Raw genomic sequence first — 21921 nt, 5'->3', positions numbered from 1 at the left:
GCCAAACAAGAACATGTCGCCAGAAACCATCCAGGTATGGAGCCGGAGCATCCGAAATTCTGATCGAAAGGCTTTCAGGGCCTTGTTCGAGGCGTTCTACACCCCCTTATACCGCTATACCGTGTTGCTTATTCGGGACAGCGAGGCCGCATACGATGTGGTACAAGAAGTGTTTACCAAACTTTGGGAAATGCGGGACACTTTGGATGAGGGCCGCTCTCTGAAAGCCCTGCTTTATCAAATGACCCGAAACCGGGCGCTGAACCACATTCGGGATCACCAAAAGAAGATGACCGACTGGGAATCGGTGCCAGAGCCTATCGGGGAGACCGAACAGGGCATCATGGAGCGCATAGATACTTCGGCGATACAAGAAAAGTTATCTGGCTGGATTGCCGAATTACCCGAAAGGCGGCGCGAGGTCTTTATGTTAAGCCGGTACGATGGCCTGAGCCACGAAGAAATTGCGACCATCTTAAATATATCCCCTCGAACGGTTAATAACCACTTGGGGTTTGCACTCACCGAACTACGTCAAAAAGTGCTTACGATAATTGGAGGCCCTGCTTTATGATACCACATGATACACACGAGCCAGAAAAAGACATGATACACCAATGGATAAGGAAGCAATCGGCTCCTGTGGCAAGAGACCTTTCTGCTCTTTGGGAGCTTTCCGCACAAGCCACCCACCCCTTTCCCAATCCCGACCCACGCCGAATGGAGGCGGTTTGGAATGAAGTTGAATCCCAAATCGCACCAAAAACTGTTCGGATTCATCCTATTCGGCAGTATTGGCCTTATGGAATCGCTGCAACGATTGCCTTATGGATTGGCATCGCTATTTTTTGGCAACAACCAACCTCTATTTCCGAACCCACCCACGTATTGGCGCAAAACGCCGAACAAAAAAATATTCAATTGCCCGACGGGTCTGCGGTGTCTCTAAACAGTGGTTCTGTTTTGGAAATAGCCGCAGACTTCGACGAGAAAAACCGTACCGTACAGCTAAATGGAGAAGGCTTTTTCTCGGTTGCGAAGTCTAAAAAACCCTTTATTGTCAAGACCTTCAATGCGCAAATCAAGGTCATGGGGACCAAATTCAACGTCCGTGCCCGATCAGATGACGCAGAACCAGCAACATCTGTTTTTTTGGAAGAGGGTAAAGTGGCGTTTTCAGACCATAGCGGATCGAATGAAGTAGTCTTGGCGCCAGGTGAATCCTCGCAAGTGACTACCAATAAACCAGATACCCCTCGAAAAAAGGCCAGTGCCGAAGCACTCGCTTGGCAAACATACCGCTTGGCATTTACCGACGAGCCCATTGGGCATATTACGAATGAACTCAGCCGTAGATTTAATGTACCAATTCATGTTCCACCAACCATTCAAAAAAGACGGCACACCCTTCTCTTAGGAAGAAGAGAAGACGTGGAGTCTGTCTTAAACGACCTCTGTAATTCTGCTGGTCTCCGGTATCGCCCCACCAAAGACGGTTATGAACTGATTTTAGAATAAGCACAACGTCCCTAAGTACAATGCTCCAAAGGTTCATTTTGATCATCTTTTGCGTTTTGCCCGTAATCTTGTCTGCACAAAATGCCCGTTTCACGTTTGTTGCACAAGACGAACCATTAAATGTGGCCTTGCAAAGATTGGTCAATCTTACCAAACTGGAATTAGCCTACGATCCTGACTTGGTTACTTCAAAAAGGGCATTCTGTTTGATCCGCGATGCATTGCCGGAGCAACTGCTGCAGTGTGTTATAAAGGAAACAGGACTGGACTTCTACCGCTTATCTTCAGGAACCTATGTGCTTTCCCGATCAGCAAAAGCCGAAATCACTTACGGCGCTTTTTATGGACAAGTAGAGGACGCGGATTCAGGCTCTCCTCTGCCTTTTGCTTCCGTTTTACTCGCTGATGCTGGCGTAGGCGTTCAAACCAATCGGGATGGTCTGTTTTCAATCCCCAAACTATTGCCCGGCGAATACAATTTATTGATTACATATGTTGGATATAAAGCACATCGCCAGAAAATCAGCGTACCTACCGATACACAAAGACCGGAAAGAATTGTGTTACGTCCAATCCCGACGCCACTTTTGCCTGTGATTATCGAGGGCATACAGGGGATTTTGCCTACAGCACAGTTGGGCGCAAACAAAACATTTGAAGAAGTATTTAATCGCATTCCTGTCTCTCAGGCAGGCCAGGCTTGGGAAGCAACTGCCACCCTACAAGGTGTCCGAAAAGATGCCTTTACCTCTGCACTGCACCTACAGGGAGGAGATTCGGGCGATCATCAAGTTCTCTTAGACGACACGCCCGTTTATACCCCACCCCCACTTGCCCAAGTGATCGGGCCATTTAGTCCTTATGCTATAGGACAGGTCACTATACAGAAGGCAGGATTTGGCGTTGCAGCCGGAAGCACCCTTGCGGGCGTGGTTCAATACGACCATTTACTTCCTACCAAAGAAGGGAGGGAATTAACCACCCACATAGAGCCACTTGCCGCTCATGTGCGATACGTTCATGGAAAAATACTCCAGAACAAAAGTTGGACGGTCATGGCTGCTGCACGCACTGCGCTTTCGCCCTTGGTCCAACCTAAAACCATCACCCATCTGTTACAGGAGTGGTCGGCAAGTGATCCATTGGTGGCTTCTTCATCCCTGCTTTCTCAACTCCAAACCCCATCCGTTTCTACTTTCATTCCGAATTTCGATGCTTTAAATGTTGCTAACGCCACTTCCACTGTTAAACCAAAGGTGTATTTTTCCGACTTTCACACCGCTCTACGAGTACAATGGCGTGGATCAAATTCGATACGGACTTCTGTTTATAGAGGGAAGCAAGCGGTATCTGGCCACAAAGATGCCTTTATAGAACAAGCAGACATTGTATCGAATACTGGCGTGGTATCGGCCAATCGTACACTTGACGCAGGCGAGTCTTATGACTGGCATACCCTCGCTGCACAGTTTAAATTCCAATCTATTCTTTCTGCAAAGTCTTTATTTTCACTTCAACTAAAACTAAGCCAATACGATCTTGACCATCAATATAGTGCTCCTGTCAATGGTCTTTCTAACTTTTCTGATGCCCTTAAAGCCGACGATATAAATACATTAAATCGCTTCAATATGTCGGTTTCGGATGGTAACAAAGTAAGCGAAAAAACGGCTGAAACTGTTTTTGAATGGTTTCCGGAACCAAAATTCAGATCGTCTTTCCGGTTAGGTTATACCCAAAACCAAAGCAACCTTCGGTATCAAAACCTTCCATTTCGCTACAATGGAAGTTCTAATCGTTGGCACGGGTCTATGGAACAGCACTTCCGGTTTCGGCAAGACTTTGTGATAGAAGGAGGGTTAAGGGGGACTTTTTTCATGCGTGAAGCCGCTTTTTTCCCCGAACCGCGCTTGGCGGTTTATTGGCAACCACAAATTACTTTTGGAAAAAAACTCGTTACACGGGTAGCCATTGGCCAGTATCGGCAGTTTGTGAGCCAGTTTGACCTAAGTACCTATAGCACCAATAGCTTTTTGCCCAGTCTTCGGGTATGGATTCCCGTAGATTCTCCCGCAGCGACCGTGTATATGAAGGAACCGGAAGTTGGCGATTTTCCAAATGGCGCAGCCGGACTCCGAATTCCCGGTGCACTTCATTTCGCCTCAGAACTATTATTTGAAGCCAATCACTTCTGGACAATCCGCATGGATGTCTATCATAAAGAACTTTCCAATGTTGCCTTGCCAAACTGGCGCGTCTTGTCTGATTTATTACACGACCGCCCCATTCTCAACAGCGATCAATCGTTTGAGTTACTCTCCTGGGGCAAAGGGAAAGCAACCGGAGCGGGCATCTTAGGAACTTACCAACGGCAACCTTGGCATCTTACCTTTCGTTATGACTGGACGAAAACGCGATACCTCTTTCCAAACCGCTTCAACCAAACTTACCAACCAGCCCCTTGGAGTACCCCACACCGAACGGATGCACGACTCGTCTGGCAGCTACGACCTGATCTCACCCTGCTCCTGCGTTGGCAGGGTGAATGGGGGCGTACTTGGGGATATCGCAGAATTTATTACGACGACCTTTCTTTCTTAAATCCGCTCTTAGAGAAACATGGCATAGACTTCCAGTCCCCTGGAAAAGACCAATTGCCCTTGTTTTCCCAACTTGATATCGGCCTTGCGTACTTGCTTACCAAGCCTGCCAATTTCCAATTTCGGTTTGATGTTTTGAATGTTACCAATCGGGAAAACATCATGGATTGGCAACTAATTTACAGCCCACTTGCCGATAAATATGATCAAAAACCCCGTTATTTGATTCCCATCATGCCTTCTTTTTCTGTCCGAATGCTTTGGTAGAAGAGCATAAAAAAACCCGCCTTAATAAAAGCAGCGGGTTCCGTATCATCATTTACAATGAATGATATTCAGCCTGCGTCAGACTTAGGCAATTCTTGGGTCTTCCCTATCGGTTCAATCCCTGGTACTGTATCTTTTCCAGCAATGGTATCTGGTTCTGGATCAGCATTGGGAGATTTTTCGGCCAATTGTCGTGCCACTTCATAGCGGTGGAAACGTCCTTGAAACAACAAAATAGCCACAACCCCAACCACAATCGCCATATCCGCCACATTCCAGACGGGTAACAAGGCCATCCACTGGCCACCAATTAAAGGAACCCAATCTGGTACAATGCCACGCCACACATCAAAATGGATAAAATCCACTACATTTCCATGGAACAATGTGCCATAACCATACCATACACCATAAAAAGTTCGGTCAATGAGATTGCCGATCGCACCGCCTAAAATCGAGGCCAAACTAAGGCGATATCCCCAATGTCCATGCTTCATACGCAGAAGATAAACAAGGATAAGGACTGTCGCCGCCAGTGCAAAAAGTGTAAGAAACAGTTTGGAATCCACTTCTATTCCAAAAGCCATTCCTGGATTTTCGGTAAATGTCAGCCTAAACCATTGGCCTAAAACCGGCACCGACTCACCCAGGGGCATCCCCTTGATCCCAAACAGTTCGGAACCCTTGATCAAGAGTTTGGTCAATTGGTCGGTGACAATGATAATGAGGGTTACCCAAAGTACACGCATAATATCTTCCACGAGGGCATAACCCTCTTAGTCACTTATTTTTGTTGATTTTTAGCCTCAATCGAAATCTCGGTATGTGGAACCGCCTCTAGACGGCCTTTAGGAATAGGCAAGCCCGTTACCTTGCAGATACCGTAGGTTTTGTTGGTGATCCGTTCCAATGCCCGCTCTAAATACCCCATAAATTTTTGCTGACGCGCAATCATAAGGTATAATTTTTCGCGCTCCATCGCATCCGTTCCCGCATCTGCCATGTGATAGCTATAAGCGGTATCGTCTTCTGCCTTTTCTTTCTGATCCTCGATCAACTTCCTCATAATGTCCACTTCTTCCTGAGCTTCGGCACGTTTTTTAAGAATCAGTTGGCGGAAATATTCCAACTCTTCATCATTAAAAGGCGTCACCCGCTTTTTGGGGGCATCGGCCTCTTCTTTTGGTGATTGATTGATTTCAGACATTATTTTTAGGTTAATGGATAGAGGTAGGTGGTGAACATTAAAGTTTTGTAAGGGCTACCCGAATGTGCTCATTCCCAATCTCAAACGTTTCGAGCACAGAGTACCGAATTTCATCTGGCGAAAAGCCCGTTGCAAGGGTCTCGCCCATGACCCAAGTTTTATAAGGCTCTATGGCCGCAAGGAAATCGTCAGAGGCCCACAGTCCAATCTGAATCCGATCTGTCACGTCTAAATTGGCAGACTTTCGTAGGTTTTGAATACGATTGACCAATTCACGACTCAGTCCTTCTGCACGCAAGGCTGGAGAAATATTGGTATCCAGAGCAACCGTAGCCAAACCTTCAGAACCAACCAGCCAACCCGCCACCCCTTCGCTCAAAACATCCACATCTTCTGCTATTAACCCAACGACAGAACCATCGGGTAGGGTAAGGTTATATGTGCCCTCACGCTCAAAGGTTTCTATTTCTGTGGCCGTCATTTTTAGAATTTGTGCTTGGACCACCTTCATCAAACCGCCCACTTTTTTACCAAGTACGCGAAAGTTTGGCTTTATAGACTTTTTAACCACATCACTTGACGAGGTAATGAAGTCTAACGACTTAAGATTTACTTCATCTAAAATGATGCCCTTTACTTGTTCGACCGAATTGCGGTCCACATGACGATTCAAAACCACGAGCATTTTCTCCAGCGGCTGTCGAACATTAATTTGTACCTGATTTCTAAGCGACAAAACCACCGACGAAAGAGTCCGTGCAAGCCCCATCCGATGCTCCAAATCGGGATCTAAAGCCGTTTTTTCTACAACCGGGAAGTGAGCCAAATGTACAGAATCGGTATTGCGTTTTCCAGAAGTATCGTTTAATGCCTTAAAAAGCCAATCGGAATAAAATGGTGCAATGGGCGACATCATGATGGAAATGGATTCCAAGCACTCATATACGGTTTGGAAAGCCGCCAGTTTGTCACTGTCTTGTTCACTCTTCCAGAAACGCCGCCGACTCCGCCGGATATACCAATTGGATAGTTCGTCCACAAATTGTTCTATTGCCCGCGCAGCACGAGTAGGATGGTATGCTGCAAATGCCACGTCCACTTCCATCAACGTGGTATTAAGGCGACTCAATATCCAGCGATCCAATTCGGCACGCGCCTGTACTGGTACCCGATCTTCCTCGAACGCAAATCCATCTACATTGGCGTAGGTCTCAAAAAAAGAATAGGTATTGGCCAATGTTAAGAAAAATTTACGTTTGGTGATTTCCAATGCAGGAAAAGAAAACTTCAAGTCCTCCCAAGGCTGGGAATTAGACATCATGTACCAACGTACCGGATCAGCCCCATGTTCTGCCAATGCTTTAAATGGATCTACAACATTTCCCTTAGATTTAGACATTTTCTCGCCTTTTTCATCCAGTAATAATCCATTAGAGACCACATTTTTATAGGCAACATCATCCATGACTAAAGCTGCAATGGCATGAAGCGAATAGAACCATCCACGTGTTTGATCTACGCCCTCGGCTATAAAGTCGGCAGGAAAACTGGCTTCAAACTTTTCTTTGTTCTCGAATGGATAATGCCATTGTGCAAAAGGCATCGCACCCGAATCAAACCAAACATCAATCAGATCTGGAATACGTTTCATTTTTCCACCAATATGTGCTGGTGCATCCCAAGTGTACTGATCAACATATGGCCGATGAAGGTCCACTTCCTCAAACTTCTCAGGAACCGCCGTCCCGCATTTTTTTCTCAATTCTGCCACCGAGCCGATCATCTCTACGTACTCCGGATCATTTTCAGCAACCCAGATGGGCAAAGGTGTCCCCCAATAACGGCTTCTGGATAAAGCCCAGTCCACGTTGTTCTCTAACCATTGTCCAAAACGCCCCGTACCAATGGTCTCAGGTTGCCAGTTAATGGTTTTATTCAGTGCCACTAACCGATCTTTGATGGATGAAGTGCGGATAAACCACGACTCCATCGGATATTGCATTAATGGGGTTCCTTTTCGCCAATCATGGGGGTAGTTGTGGAGGTAGGTTTCCAAGCGGAATAAATTCCCTTGCTCTTTCAACTTCCGAGAAATCACTTTGTCGGCCTCTTTAAAGTGCATCCCTGCGACCAGTGTAATACGATCTTCAAACGTGCCATCGGGCTTAACCGGATTAAATAGGGGCATTTTTTCTTTCAGAACCACCGCATTATAATCGTCCGCTCCAAAGGCAGGAGCCTCGTGAGCCACACCAGTTCCATCCGTATCGGTGATAAAATCGGCATGAATTACTCGCCAAGCAGCCTCTTTCCCTACTTCAGCCACAAAATAATCAAACGGGGGTTCATAGCTAAGACCCAAAAATTCAGCACCTTTGTGTTCTGAAACTATCTCATAATCATCTTTAATCACCGATAAACGATTTTTAGCAAGGATTAAATATTCCATCTCGCCACTTGCTAAAACGTGTCGAATTTTTACATAATCTATGTTTTGGTGGACAGCAAGGGCCGTATTAGAAATCAAGGTCCAAGGAGTTGTAGTCCAAGCCAAAAAAGAGGTATTTTCTTCACCGTCTAACGGAAAACGAACAAATACCGCAGGATCTTGTACTTCTTTATACCCCAAACTCACTTCATGAGAGCTGAGTACGGTATTGGAACCAGGGCTATACCATTGAATTTTATACCCTTTAAAGAGGAGTCCCTTGTCATAAATTTGCTTAAGTAGCCACCAAACGGATTCAATATAGGCAGTCTCGTAGGTGATGTACGGGTCATTCATATCCACCCAGTACCCCATTCTTTCCGTCAGCTGGTGCCAAAGCCCTGTATATTCTAAAACGCTGTTTTTACAGGCTTTGTTATACGCTTCAATTCCAAACTCCTCCACTTTATGCCTCCCTTCAATGCCCAATCGTTTTTCTACCTCAATTTCAACAGGCAATCCATGGGTATCCCATCCTGCTTTTCGATTTACCCGCTTTCCTTTTAACGATTGGTACCGACAAAACGTATCCTTAATGGTTCGGGCCATCACATGGTGGATGCCCGGTTTTCCATTTGCCGTGGGTGGGCCTTCATAGAACGTAAAAGGCCTATCTTCACTTCTTTCTTCAATACTACGCTCAAAAATTCGTTCGGCTTTCCACCAATCCAGTATTTGCTGTTCTAATGCAGGAAAATCAACTTGTTTTGCTTCTGGAAATCGCTTATTCATCGTCTTAACACTTCCACTCAAAGGGGTTAATACAGTTTTATACAGACAGATAAGATACGACCAATGGCAAAAAATAACAAATACAGATTGATTTGTGAGGCGTTTTAACGTTTAATCATAAAAAAAGGCGCCCATGCGAGAAGAGCGCCTTCCGCATTTTAGCAACTCAGGTTAGAGTTCAGGCATTTTCATATCATGCAACAAATTAAGACCCGCAATGGGATTTTTCAGCCCAGCCGCTTGAATGGTATAGCGCAAGCGGACAGATTTACCACCGAGTTTGATACTCCATTCCACTACAAATTCATCCGAAGATAGGGCTTTTAACGAGCCTTTTTCAAGCAAGCGGAACATCGCAAAGGCCCCCCTTGGTGCTGCAACACGAGCGCTATTTCCATTTACATCTCGTATTTCGATATACGCTTCGCCCCCATCACTGGGCCAGACAATCCGTTTGGGGGACTCAAAAGAAAATCCTTCCGATGTACGATTATTGTGCAAAGTGGCATCCATTTTCAGATCAACCTCGGCCACAACATTAGAGGGCTCTGGACGATCCGGAACCATGTCGAATTGGGCAGACAAACTCCCACCTGCAAAGAAACTTTTCTGCACTTCCCGCACCCTGTCTCGAAAAGCTTTTAATTCTGCCCCTTTAGCACCACTATTAGGGTTATCTATCATCGCCTTGTTTTGGTCAAAAAACTGATCTAATTTTCCACCAGGCTTAAACAAGTCACCAAATTCATCCGCCGATAAATCTGCACTGGCGCTTTCACTAAATGGATATCTTCTCTGCACAGAAGCCAGTTCGCTACCAACAGACGCGGAAAAAGTTTGCGCCACCTGTTCCTGTTGGATCACCACCACCCCAGAGGAAATATCCTCTAATGGGGCTTGAAGCAAGGCCTTTATTCTCGCCCCTGTTCCTGCGTCAAAAAGCCCGGATAGCCGTTCTGCAACATCTTTCGCACTATTAATAGACTGTTCTGCCATGGGGGCTTGTTGACCACTTGCCATTCTTTCTACTTCTTTGCTCACGGCAAAATAGGCATCCAAAAGCGTTTTAAGCCCACCATTGGTTCCTTTCCCTCCCGGAGGTGGCAAGGTCGCCAGCGCATGAATGGCCTTGATAGATTGCCCCACATCCAATCCCGATTGGTCCATCTGAATATCGGAACGCTCGTTGCCCATAATGCTGTCCCAGGTATTCGTCACAATATTGCCGCCTTTTTCTTGTTTGAAAGACAAACGATTTTGTGAAGACACCGAGTCCACAAGGGCTTGGAAGGGCGATGAACCCGCTGCGGAAAGTTGGTTCAGACGCAAAGCCACCGAAAGCGGATTGCTGCCAGAGACGCCAGAGCGGTCGTAGGTAACCCCTTGAACAAACGTAACCCAAGTTCGGGCATAATCCTCAAAATAGAACCGAACCAAGGAGCGTAAATATTCTACCGGATTGGTTAGGTTACTTGGTAGCTGGGCTTTGGAAAGCGGACCGATAATCCAATTACCTGCTACAGGGTTTTCGCTTCGCTTTCTAAATTCGCGGACCACCAAGGTATCCCATGCAGAGCGAGTGAAAAAGCCGTTGACCCGGACACTTCCAAACATGTAACCAGAAGAAATGGGGCCCAATAATTCTGGCAAGCCAATACTTCCTAATCGGGGCCTTTGGTTAATGATCTGCCGTTTAATGCTATGATAAATTGATTTTGCCGAAAGGTTCTTACGAAGCAATTCTCTTGACTGCCGGATGAGTATTTGGTCTGTACGGAACCGTAGCGGTTCATTTTGTCGTACCACTTCGCCAAAAAGCTTGACCTGCTCTTTCACCATCGTCTGAATTTCTTTGGAGAGCCGCATCGTTCCCGAAGGGTTATTGAACTGGAGGTCTGCCGCATAAGACAAAAACACCTGCAAATGCTTAACCCCTTCGGCTTTGGTTGGAGGTTCAGCTCCTTGGGCAAAGTTCACGTCTGGCCCCATTAAGATATAGGCTCCCAACTGTTCTTCCATCTTTCCAATGGGGTCTTGGCCGGAAGCCACATATTCGCGCAACCCAGATTCCATATTTCGGTAAAATTGTTGCTCAACCAAGGGCCGGAATTTACGAAAGAATAGCAAACGTGCTTGTTCTGCTACACTTTCCCCACGAGTCATTCCCATTGTCCAAAAAAAACTTTCTTCTTCAGCTTCAAGGATACGGAGCCGAAGGTTGTCTAATATCTGCAAATTGGGAATTGTTTTTTCAGGCCCCGACCATGCAACCGATTTCGCTTTAAGTATCGCATCGTCCAAGCTGGCCAACGTCTGACTTGACTTGGAATAACCACAACCCACTCCCCAGAAAAACAACAGCATGGTGAGTACGGACAATGCAATGGCGCCTATCTGGAGTTTGTTCTGTAATTTCTTCTCGGCCTTTGTATGCACGGCCATCCGTTGATCCGGAATGATGACATGGTTAAAAATGTCTTTGATAAAGTAACTTTTGGTCTCCCGCTGAATCGGCATTTCACCACCTGTTTGTGGCAAACTATACTGATTGGCCAATGCCTGCATCACCCGATCAATCGGAGTCCCTTCTTGGGTTCCACTTGTAAAATAATAGCCCCTAAATATTGGATTTTCATTGAACGGATTATACTGAAACAAGCGATTAACAAACGCCGTGATAGGATCTTTTAAGCCGGTCATTTCGTCTGGGAAGCTATACACTTTCCGACGATCTTCGCGTTTCAAGTTGGTATTTAAGCGATTTAACCGTAAATCTTCTAATGTTTTCAGCATCCGGTTATAGGTGGACCTGAAAATCTGACCTGGTTCTTTGCTCGCTTGCTCCGTTTCATCCAAGGTATGCCCCCAAATCTGCTCTACTTCACGGGCATTGAGATCACTAAAAAACTCCACACATCCTTCCACCAAATCGCTTTTGGTAAAGACCAAATAGACCGGAAAATGTACCCCAAGACGGCTGATCAATTCATCCAAACGGCGGCGAATAGTCGCTGCATGTTGTTCAACTTCTTCGGTTCGGCCCATTAGGTCTGTAACTGCCAAGGACACAATAACCCCATTTAATGGCTTTTTTTTGCGATATTTTTTGAGTAGATCCAAAAAACCCAACCATTCTGGCTCGTCCGATTGCTCGGTAGTATATCGCCCGGCAGTGTCTAAGAATATGGCCGAGGTAGAAAAGAACCAATCGCAATCTCTTGTTCCGCCAACCCCACGAACCCTACTGGATTCGAGAGGAAACTGAAGCCCCGATTGCTGGATCAGGGTGGTTTTTCCAGCAGCGGGCGGCCCGATGAGCATGTACCAAGGGAGTGAATAAAGCGCCTGATTGCCTTTCCCGCCTTTGCCCAATTTTGATTGTTTAAGGGTTTCGATGGCAGCCACAAACTTTTTCTGTAACTCCTCGATTTCTAATCGCTTATCAGATACCTGACCGAAGAGTGCAGCATCGGCTTGGGCTTTCATGCCTGCTTCCAATTTGGCGGCATCCCGATTGGCTTTCATTTTTCGGTACATCATCACTATTGCCACCAGCAACAAGATAACCAGCGAAATCAAGATTCGCATGGTCATGTCAATTTCAAATAGGCTTCCGAGATAAAAAACCCCGGCTGCAAAGATGATGTAGGTGGCACCACCAATAAAGAATTCGTTTTTAAGTGCGTTGAGCATGACTTTAGAAATGCTTAGTGGTTTGCTTAAGGCAGTTATTGAACTCCCGACATCACATTGGCGGCAGCACTGGAAATCAGAAAACTCATGATGATATAAAACAAAATCATGATACTACCAGCAATGGCAAAAATGACCCAGACTGGGATTTCCCGTCTTGCTTCTGCCATTACCTTGGCACGGGGATATCCACTGGGCGCCAACTGTGCCGATGCACCCTGAACAAAGGGCTGCAAATCTCGGTATAGCTGATCCTGCAAGGCCGCCAATTGGTCGCGCCCCACAATCTCATACTTTCCCCGAAATCCAAGCGTAAGACATAGATAAAACACTTCCAATGCCTCCAGATTGGCCCGAACATCCTGACGTAGAAAGGCGATTCGTTCAAAAAATTGCTCGCCAGCATCGTAACGGCCATACAACTCGAATTGAAGCGGGTTTCGTTTCCAGGCATCGTTATAAGGCCAAGCCGGAATACTCACAGACTCATCCAAAAATGCCACCAAGGCAAATTTGGCCTGTTGAAAATCTTGAAAACCAACCCCTGCTTGTTTACAGGTGTTTTCTAATTTTTGAAGCGCCAATTTTACACTTTCACGAAGCGTTCCGGGATGACCGGGGTTCTGGGTTCGACGGATGTGCAAGGCAAACATCAAAAACTCCGTGCAGAACTTAGAAAGGCGCGGACGTTTAGCACTCATGATTCTCGACGTTGAAATGAACGTATAAATGGGAAGATCGGTTTGGGTACTTGCCCATCACCGCCCCAAAGTGAATGAATAGAGATCCGACAATGTTCGGATTTATCAAGAACGATTCAGGGCGATAAGCTCTAAATCCAACATTTTTAACGTGGCTGGTACAAAAAGGACCAAGGCTTTTTTTGCCCGAATGTCGTCCCAGAACGGTCCCGATTTCGTTAGTTTGAAATAATACGCATCGGGCCGTACTGGCAATCCCTTTGGGAGGCTCATAACATAGTGTACTTCCAATGCACGGACAAAGCCTTTTAAGACGGGTTCGATCATGGCCGGAGAAGCAATCCGGATGTCATTTGGGAAAGAAGACCGCATTCGGTCGGATGCCACTTGCCCCGTTGCCACCAAATACAATTCCACATTTTCGGGTAGATGGCGTTCATCGAAGGTTGCCAGATAAATGGATTCGCCTTTCCGGATCAGGTCTATCCGCTCATATTCTTTCGAGAATACCACATCCCCCAACAAGGTCCGGAACTGGTTAAACAGCGTATGAAAACAAGCAGTGAGGTCACTATGGTCATACGCAGGAAAATCGTTGTATGAAAAAGCAGTGGAATAAGTGGTCAGATAACCCGACAAGCGTAGCAACGTAAGAAAGAAGGCTTCTGGATGGCTTTGTATGACCGAAAAATTGTGATTGATTTCGGGAATAGAACCATTGATGGATTCCAAAAACAGCATGGTCGTTACATCTGCCGCCACCAATTCGCCACGACCATAGGCCGCATGTTTGTCCATTAAAGCCTGACGCTTTGCCACCAAGAGTTCCATCGTGCGGCGTGCGATGCTTTCTAAAGCTTTGGATGAGACCAAAGACAGGCATGGTGGAATGAATTGAGGGTTTAACTCATAGGTTCCAGTTCTCGTACGTAAGACCTCAGCAATTTTGATGGTGCTAAGATCATTCACACTTTCCCCTTCAAAAACCAACTGAAAATTGGCCCTTGCAACCTGAATGGGACGATCTTCAATTCCTGTGTTATCATCCCGAACCATAATTTCGGTCGTCACAAACCGCGTTGTTCGGTTAAGGGGGACATCCGGCAACAACGTATTTCGCCCCTCTACCCGTTCAGCAGGAACCGCCAAAAATACCGCCAAACGGTCTTTTGTAGGGTCAAAAGCACCTTGTATGGGTCTCGCATCGGGTGCGCGGTCGGTTTCTGGTAAATCAAATACAAGACCATCTGGCATAATGCCACTGGCCTGAGTCAAGCTAAACTGACCATTTAACAGCGCTTCTTCATCAATCATCAAGGTCAGAATTCCCCAAGCATGACGCTGTAGCATTCTCTGACGAAAGACAACATTGGCTTGAGAAAAACGGTCCCACTGTTGGAAGTGGTGTGGGTCGAGGGCCATTCCTTCCGACCAAACTACTTTTTGGGGTCTTGCCATACAATCGGTGTGGGTCTTAGGCCATCCGAGAACAGCCTTTCATGAGGAGTCTAAACGTGGGTTTCGGGTATTTACTTAATTGAAACAGCACTTCCTTGGACAGTAACCTGAAGCATACTGTTTTTATTTGGATTTATTTCGGTTACAGTACGCCATAAGTTACCATCAGGCCGGAAAAAATCAACCGCAACCCCAATATACTTGGTGTTTTCGTACAAAAACACCTTATGGTTTTTTGACACATTGGGATCAATTTCAAAGCTAAGAATTTGATTTGGATCTCCCGCAATATCTGGCAATAAGGTTTCTTTTTTTAGCCAAAATGCCTGTCGGGATGAAGCCATGAACAATTCCTTACGCTGAAGTTGATAGATTACAACCCTAACGCGGTTTCCGCCATTCAAGGTTGCATCGGCTTTAACGGTTAGTTCTACCGACCGTCTTGTTTCTACGGGTGCAGTAACAACCGTTTGCGGCGCCTTTTTCTTTTTAAACAATGAACAGCCTGGTAATAAAACAGCCCCCGCCAAGAGGGTTAACAAAAGAACCGTTTGGGTCATAAAGTAACGTTTCATCTAACTCTCCCTTAAAGTATGCAAGAACAAAACCAAATACTATTTAACCGACTCTATTTTGGCCAGATAGGCTTTCACAAAACCGGGCCTAAAAATGGTTTTCTCAACCACTCCTTTGTCCTCCCGAACCAGTTCATAGTGCGCCTGTTGTACCAATTTTAGCCACTTTGCGTGACTCAACATGCCAACGGTGTACAGATCTTGGCCTTCTTTCTCTGCAACATTTTTTATGTATTCCGGATTTAATTGATCCAAGATTCGTAAAACGCCGGATTGAACCGCCTGCTTATAGCCTTCGAGCAAGGCAATTTCATGGTAAAGCACCGCGTCTGCGATCTGTTCTAAAGCCGATAAACGTGCACGCAAGACCTCGTAAGGCACATGAATATCATACAAAAAGGCTTTATATTGCTCGACCGTTGCCGTATGGAACGGAAAACCAGAAGCATGCGGGATGAAGGAATGGCCCAAAAACTCCAGCCTAAAATGTGCCGGAATTTTAATCAGTTTCTCTACAATGCGCAACATCACATCATCCACCACGGCCATGCGTTTTAAAATTAACCCGTCCTGCCCAGTACTATAAATTCCTCCAATCGCCCGTTCCCACTCCGTTTTATTTTGGACATCAATCCCAGCGTAAGGAACAAACCCTGGCACCTCCAAAGGGGCAACACCTTGTAGCTTTTCTGGCTCTGCCGAAAGAGCGGATACCTGTACAGGCGAGGACTCGGCTTTGGGGCGAATGGCATCCACCATTTTAAGGGCTATTTCATCGGTGGCAAGCGCCCCCAGCCCTCGGTGGAATGCATTTTCCAAATCTATCAAACGTGTCCCTGGATCGGCCTGTACATAGGAGGCTTTGATCTGCTGAAGCACATCGGTTAATCCACGAACCAAGTCTGTAAAAGGATTATATGCAGGCTGGACGGCTGTTTGCCCTTCGGCTTCAGGAGTTCTGTCCGGTTCATCTTTTGGCGTAAGATCCAATAGTCTTAATTGGTATTTGCCAATTTCCAGGTGGTCTTGGTCCCGAAGTTGGTACTTCTTTCCGTGTTCGAGTTTTTCTCCATTTAAGAACGTAAAATTCTTACTGGACTCGTCCACAATCCATGCAAAGGCTTCTTCGAGGTAGATAACAGCATGATGTCGCCCCACAATCAATTCACGATCCGGTAAAACCACTTTGTTTTCTGGAAGACGACCAATGGTTACGGGTCCTTCATCAAAGAGGTAGTCGGACGAAAAATCATCCCGAACAGAGTGACTTACAATGATTTTGAGTAACATGTCTGGATGAGATCGGCAAAGGTTAAAGACCGAGTAAGGGCAATATCTTTATTAAAAGAATTCTTGGAATGTACCACTTATGTACGACCTTCGCAACCTTATAAAGGGCATTCTTTTTCAGAAAGACCAATAAAGCCCGGCACTGGCACTCAAATTCCGCAAAGAACGGGTATTGGGATAATAATCCTGATTAGAAACCGTACCGGAAACAAAACGAACTCGCAGCGGGATAAGGATTTTTTCGTTTAACCGGAACTCAGGTTCAAATCCGATACCTGCTAACAGCGCACCGGACAACCAAGCAGGGGTTGCAGCATAAGACCGCAGTTCTGCCGAGAAACCAGGAACAAACGCCTTATTCAGGTTCATCCGATATGTTGCACGCGCAACCATCACAGCAGGATTGGAATTTATGGACTCTTCGGCAGGGATTTCTCCCACAAAACTTGCAATGGCATTTTTTTCTCGCGAGCGGTAGCGAACCAATGCCGACCATTCCGTGGTTGGATTCAACTGGCGGTATTGAAGCACCGTACTAATTTTTGTGCCGGCTTTAAAAACCGCTTTTTCCACAAAATAATCTTCGTTGTAACGGGTAATCATGGCATCCATTCCTAAAGAGCCATTTGCCCCCATTTTCAAATTCAATCCGAGATCGGCCGAAATTTCATTCCCTGGCTTATACTCGGCCTCAATATCCATAAGGGGCTTAAATCCACTATTTACAATATAAGAAACTCCCCCCCCTAACACGGCTTGCTCGCTCAAGGGAAAGGCTCCTGAAATACTGGTCATTAGGGCAGAGCCTTGTCCGAGTACGGGCATTTTGAACTCCAATACCTGATTAGAAAACAAGCCAACCGTTTCTAATTCTTCGGAAGTGAGAGACGAACGACCTGTAGGCAAGTTAACCGTCGCATTAAAAATCAGGTTAGGATTCGGGAGGCGGTACGAGAGTGAAAGTTGGGTATCACCTGCTCCAGAAAAGGCTTGGCTGGAAGCCATATTTAAACACGCTTCGCAGGAAGCATCAAATCTCCCTTGGGCATTCCTCAACGACACCAAGACCTGATTGTTCACCTGATAATATACCAATACTTGATTGGAGACCTGTTTGAGCGAGAAGGCTTCTCCTGACGCGGCTTCAACATCCCATGATTGATAGGTAGGCATTATTCCAGCGAACCGCTTGTTGCGGACGTTTTGCGGATCCTCTGTAGTTGACGAGGAGGTTTGTTGGGCCATAACGGGCCAGGCCATCAAAACCCCGGCACATAACCAAAACAGTTTTTTCATTGTATTTCAGGGTTTAGATCAATTGCCTTTTGGCGGAAAACTGGGTGGGCGCGGCAAATCGGCCTGTTCTGAGATGCGGCCAAATTCATCGGTCGGATTGCGTTTTTCAGGATTTGGGAAGAGGTTAGACCCCATTTCCGTCCCAACAGCCTGCAAACGATCGGCTACCAACTGATCTGTACCCAATCCTGATCCCCCATTTTTACCCGCTCCATTGAAGTCATAAGAGATATTAATGTCTTTCCAGCTACTTCCGGCAGCCTGTCGGTTTATGTTTTTATCGAGCAATTCGCGTGCTTTTTGGAATTTAGGATCCAATTCCACTGCCCGTCTAAAATTGCGCAGTGCGCCCAGTACATCACCAGCGTCTTCGGCCTCCATACCCCGGCAATACGCCAGAAATGCCTGAAGATTTTGGGTAGGTACGGTTCCTAATATTTTTTGACGCTCCTGCGCTGTAATCGGAATCTTCATGCTTTCCAACAATTTGATCACCACGCTTTTTTGGAGTCGGAACAAATCGGAAAGAGGCCCTGGCTCCGTCTTAAAGTCCGATTCATCCTTCAACACATCCCAATATCCGGCATCAATGGTGATTTGTTGTTTGGCCGAAACATTGAAATTCCCAGAAACCACTTTGGACGCCCCCAGTATCCGGCCTGCCCGTGGAGCAGATTCCGGATCAATAAAACCAGTTTGTCCCCTCGCAATTTCTTGTTGCAAAACGCCAATTTGAAGCCGTTCTAGTAACTTCAACCCCTGAATAGAACCTAAGTCTGTAATGATTAACGCTGCAATTCCACGGCTCAAAGGCTCGTATTGCTTGTTCTTACCTAAATAATTAAACGGGAAAACGGCAACAGCATTTTGTTCTAAACGACCATTGGTGAGTTCGCCCGAAGTTTCCTTACGTGCCAATTCTGCTATCTCCGACCGAAGAATCGCCCGCGTCAAATTCAGGTAACGCCCTTCCAAGAGCCGGGTAAAATTGACTTTAGGGTCGTATTGCGAATAGCCTTTATAAATATCTAATGCAGAGGCTCTCCGGTTGGTGGCTTCTAAGACCAAGCCATAAAAAAGCGCAATTTTCGGATCAGCAGGCGAGCGAACAATGGCATCTTTGAGGTAGCTTTCAGCCTGATCAAATTGATTCAGTTCGAAGTGTGCGATCCCCAATTCCCGCATCATAACCGGATTACCCGGATTTTTAACCAAGAGTCTTTCATATTCCAGAAGTCTGACTTTGGGCGGTTTTGTTTGTTGCATCCCACTACAACCGGCATAAAAAACCAAGATAAGTAGAAACAACCAGTTTACATGTCTCATGAGAAGGCATTATTTAGAGGAGAAAACTTATTTTACATTTGCTGCTGCCATACGTTGCGATGTTTCGATGACGGCAATTTTTTCTTTGGCTTGCTCAAATCGTCCATCCAATTGTACTGCCAATTTAAATTTCTCCAATGCCAAATCGGGGCCTTGAGTATGGTATATTTCTAAGCCCTCGGCATACGCGAGCATGGCATCTAACGAATGGGTAGGATTGGCAGCTGCCATTTTAATGGCTTGGTTTTCATTGACCCGCCGTGCCAAGCGGAGTGCCAATTGGTCTGAAAGCGCCATTATATCTGCAGGTTTGCCTTCCATATTTTCGGTCAAAAGAATTTCCGACGTTTCCACTTTCACCAGACGAGCGGCAATCCGAACCCGATTTTTGTCTAAGACAATGAATGTACCGAATACGACCGAATGTGCACCCAGCATTTTCCCCACCCGGACGGCCTGCGAAACATCAAAACTGGCGGGGTCGTTTTGTATTTTGGCTTCTTGCATGAGCCAATCCAACCGCGCCCGTTCAACGACTTTTAGGGTTACATTTTGTTGAAGCTGGAACATCATTAATTGCGGCAGCCCTACTTGCAGACGATCGTAGCGGGCCGCATCTGTTGTGATGGATGCATTATGGAAATCCATGACCGCAATGGTCTTAATACCTGGGTCTGCACGTTCCACACCAAATCCACCCGATTTGTTTTTACGTGCCATATAATAAGCCCGGAGATATTCTAAAGGTTTTTTATCGGGATCGGGCTCATACGCAGGTGGTTCCTCTTGTAATAACGTAGAAACCAACTGAATGGCTTTGTTGTTTTCTTCGGAGGCTGCTGCAAATTCAGCCAAGGCTTCTAAAGTCGCCCGACGATCGGTGACGCTTAGGGTACGATCGCGGCTGAGTCGTTCCAATTTAGGCAATGCTTCGTCATATTCACCCATATTAAACTGGCGAATGGCTTCCTGAACGCGTGGATCAATGAGGCGTATGGGCTGGGGTTTATTTAGCGCTACATTGGTATCCGTGGTAGCCACTACGGATGGTTGGCTCGATGTAAGATTTCCTTCTTGAGGACCGGAACATGCGGCTAAAAGCAATGTCATCAACCCCAATAGAGAAGTGAGAGAAAAGAAGGGTTTCATGATACGATTTTGATTGAAAGGTTAAAGTTTAGAAACGGACAGTTACAGGGGTTGTCGTCCCCGCCACCACCTTAACAGAAGTATTTTTGGTGGTGCCATCAGGGCCTTTTACCGAAACCGAATAGACCCCAGGTTTTCCTGTAAACCTCTTGCGAGCACCATAACCAGAACCCAGATCGGTTGAAATGGTCGCCGGAAGCGGTTCACCATTCGGGCCCACTACTGTTACCATAAACGAACCTTCTGCCGCTGGAGGCTCAGGCTTTGGGTCTTCTTTTGGTTTTTCGGTGACAGGAGGAGTTGTTTGGCTATTGTTATTGACATTATTGGGCTTGGTTTGTGGTTGGGTTGGCCGCGTAATAATGGGTTCTCGGTTTTGCACGTTTTCACGAATGGTCTGTACTCCTTGCTGAATCCGATCACGGGCTGGGGTGTTGTTCTTTGGTGGTGGCGTAGTCAAAACAGGTGTATCACTTGTATTGTTCGTGGAGGCAGGTGTATTGTTCACGTGGGGCACGGTAGGATTATCTATCTGGCTTGGTTGTAGGCTTGTATTGGAATTTGGTAAGGGATCATTTTGTGTGATGTTTTGCTGCGGTTGGGGGCCGGGCTTGGGCTGTGGCTTTAGGACAAAAAACCATACTGCTACAAAGCCCAAAACCACCACCGCTGCGATACCACCGAACATGATCCAATTGGGATTTGTTGGGCGGGTTGTTACACTTTTAGGTGGAAGTACCGTTTTTTTACTGGAAGAAGCAGGCGGGACAGATGAAGACTGCTTACCTGTTGCCAATTGTTGCAATCCAAGACGCATATCTGCTGCGCTCGAATACCGTCTATCGGGACGTACCTGAATGGCCCTATTAATCACTTTGGCAAGGTCGGCCGGAATACCCGGAGCCGCCGAAGTAATAGCGGGAACATCGCCATCCACAATCTTTTTCTGGATAACATAGGGCGAGGTAGCCGTTACATCCTCGAAAGGTGGGCGTCCAGCCAAAGCCTCGTACATGGTAATCCCTGTAGAATAGATGTCAGTGCGCTGATCCACCGAATCCAACCCTTTTACCTGCTCAGGAGACATATAGTATAAACTACCAACGGCTTGACCGGCTTGGGTCAAAGGATTTCCAGCAATGGTTGCTTGTGGATCAATAAGCTTTGCAAGGCCAAAATCGGTCACTTTAACCGTTCCATCGGCCATGATCATAATATTGCTCGGCTTGATATCCCGGTGAATAATGGCTTTCGAGTGGGCATATTCCAACGCACTCAGTAACTGACTGGAAATATTGGCCACATCTTCTGGCGTGTTGTACTTGCCCTGGGAAATCAGGTCCGACCAATCTTTTCCTTCCACAAACTCCATAATGATAACCATGCCAATAGGCGTTTCACGCATTCCAAAAACACGTACAATATTGGGATGGTCTAACATGGCCAAGGCTTTCGCCTCTGCCCGGAAGCGTTGCAAAAACATGGGGTCTTGCACGTTCATTACCTTAAGTGCAACCGTCCGATCAAGTTGGGTGTCTATCGCTTTCCAGACCTGCCCCATGCCTCCCTGGCCAAGTTTTTGCGTAACCCGATAAATATCAATGTACTGACCTACCATGAT

15 protein-coding genes are annotated in these 21921 nt (G+C 46.3%); 3 read left to right on the top strand and 12 right to left on the bottom strand.

Translation table 11 applies throughout. From position 1 onward, the window contains the following. The first annotated feature begins 13 nt into the window (after positions 1-13). The 3 genes from JNN12_04085 to JNN12_04075 all read left to right on the top strand — a co-directional run bounded on the left by JNN12_04085 (position 14) and on the right by JNN12_04075 (position 4385). Positions 14-574, top strand: coding sequence for an RNA polymerase sigma-70 factor (locus JNN12_04085; GenBank protein ID MBL7977496.1), 561 nt, complete (start codon positions 14-16; stop codon positions 572-574). Continuing rightward, entirely contained in the window at positions 571-1518 is a 948-nt protein-coding gene (locus tag JNN12_04080; protein ID MBL7977495.1) for a FecR domain-containing protein, read from the top strand. Before JNN12_04085 ends, JNN12_04080 begins: the two co-directional genes overlap by 4 nt. A 68-nt stretch (positions 1519-1586) precedes the next feature. Beyond that, a complete protein-coding gene (locus tag JNN12_04075) occupies positions 1587-4385 on the top strand; it encodes a carboxypeptidase-like regulatory domain-containing protein (GenBank protein ID MBL7977494.1) in 2799 nt (932 codons plus the stop codon). Positions 4386-4453: 68 nt separating this feature from the next. Here JNN12_04075 and lspA read toward each other — a convergent pair whose 3' ends face one another. The 12 genes from lspA to JNN12_04015 form a co-directional block, all read right to left on the bottom strand. Next, the gene (gene lspA, locus JNN12_04070; protein ID MBL7977493.1) at positions 4454-5134 is read right to left on the bottom strand and encodes a signal peptidase II; all 681 of its coding nucleotides are present in this window, start codon (positions 5132-5134) and stop codon (positions 4454-4456) included. A 35-nt stretch (positions 5135-5169) separates the two neighbouring features. Further along, a complete protein-coding gene (locus JNN12_04065) occupies positions 5170-5592 on the bottom strand; it encodes a TraR/DksA C4-type zinc finger protein (GenBank protein MBL7977492.1) in 423 nt (140 codons plus the stop codon). A gap of 37 nt (positions 5593-5629) precedes the next feature. Then, positions 5630-8812 (bottom strand): isoleucine--tRNA ligase, encoded by a 3183-nt coding sequence (locus tag JNN12_04060; protein MBL7977491.1) that lies wholly within the window; start codon positions 8810-8812, stop codon positions 5630-5632. A gap of 171 nt (positions 8813-8983) precedes the next feature. Next, positions 8984-12505 (bottom strand): type VI secretion system membrane subunit TssM, encoded by a 3522-nt coding sequence (gene tssM / locus JNN12_04055; protein ID MBL7977490.1) that lies wholly within the window; start codon positions 12503-12505, stop codon positions 8984-8986. A gap of 35 nt (positions 12506-12540) precedes the next feature. Continuing rightward, on the bottom strand, positions 12541-13206 hold the full coding sequence (icmH, locus tag JNN12_04050) for a type IVB secretion system protein IcmH/DotU (protein ID MBL7977489.1): 666 nt from the start codon (positions 13204-13206) through the stop codon (positions 12541-12543). 105 nt (positions 13207-13311) lie between these two features. Continuing rightward, positions 13312-14664 carry a type VI secretion system baseplate subunit TssK gene (tssK, locus tag JNN12_04045; GenBank protein MBL7977488.1) on the bottom strand — a complete coding sequence of 451 codons (1353 nt, stop codon included), beginning with the start codon at positions 14662-14664 and terminating at the stop codon, positions 13312-13314. 71 nt (positions 14665-14735) lie between these two features. Next, positions 14736-15239, bottom strand: a complete 504-nt coding sequence (gene tssJ / locus JNN12_04040; GenBank protein ID MBL7977487.1) for a type VI secretion system lipoprotein TssJ — start codon at positions 15237-15239, stop codon at positions 14736-14738. A 39-nt stretch (positions 15240-15278) separates the two neighbouring features. Next, positions 15279-16529 (bottom strand): FHA domain-containing protein, encoded by a 1251-nt coding sequence (locus JNN12_04035; protein MBL7977486.1) that lies wholly within the window; start codon positions 16527-16529, stop codon positions 15279-15281. Between the two features lie 117 nt (positions 16530-16646). Continuing rightward, positions 16647-17825 (bottom strand): hypothetical protein, encoded by a 1179-nt coding sequence (locus JNN12_04030; protein MBL7977485.1) that lies wholly within the window; start codon positions 17823-17825, stop codon positions 16647-16649. A gap of 18 nt (positions 17826-17843) precedes the next feature. Beyond that, positions 17844-19151, bottom strand: coding sequence for a tetratricopeptide repeat protein (locus JNN12_04025; GenBank protein MBL7977484.1), 1308 nt, complete (start codon positions 19149-19151; stop codon positions 17844-17846). Between the two features lie 27 nt (positions 19152-19178). Continuing rightward, on the bottom strand, positions 19179-20300 hold the full coding sequence (locus JNN12_04020; protein ID MBL7977483.1) for a hypothetical protein: 1122 nt from the start codon (positions 20298-20300) through the stop codon (positions 19179-19181). 28 nt (positions 20301-20328) lie between these two features. Continuing rightward, entirely contained in the window at positions 20329-21918 is a 1590-nt protein-coding gene (locus tag JNN12_04015) for a protein kinase (GenBank protein MBL7977482.1), read from the bottom strand. Between the last annotated feature and the right edge of the window lie 3 nt (positions 21919-21921).

Source organism: Bacteroidetes Order II. bacterium (assembly GCA_016788705.1).
Classification (GTDB): Bacteria; Bacteroidota; Rhodothermia; order Rhodothermales; family UBA2364; genus UBA2364.
Note: the sequence above shows the minus strand (reverse complement) of the source record. Positions and strands in the feature narration are given on the sequence as shown.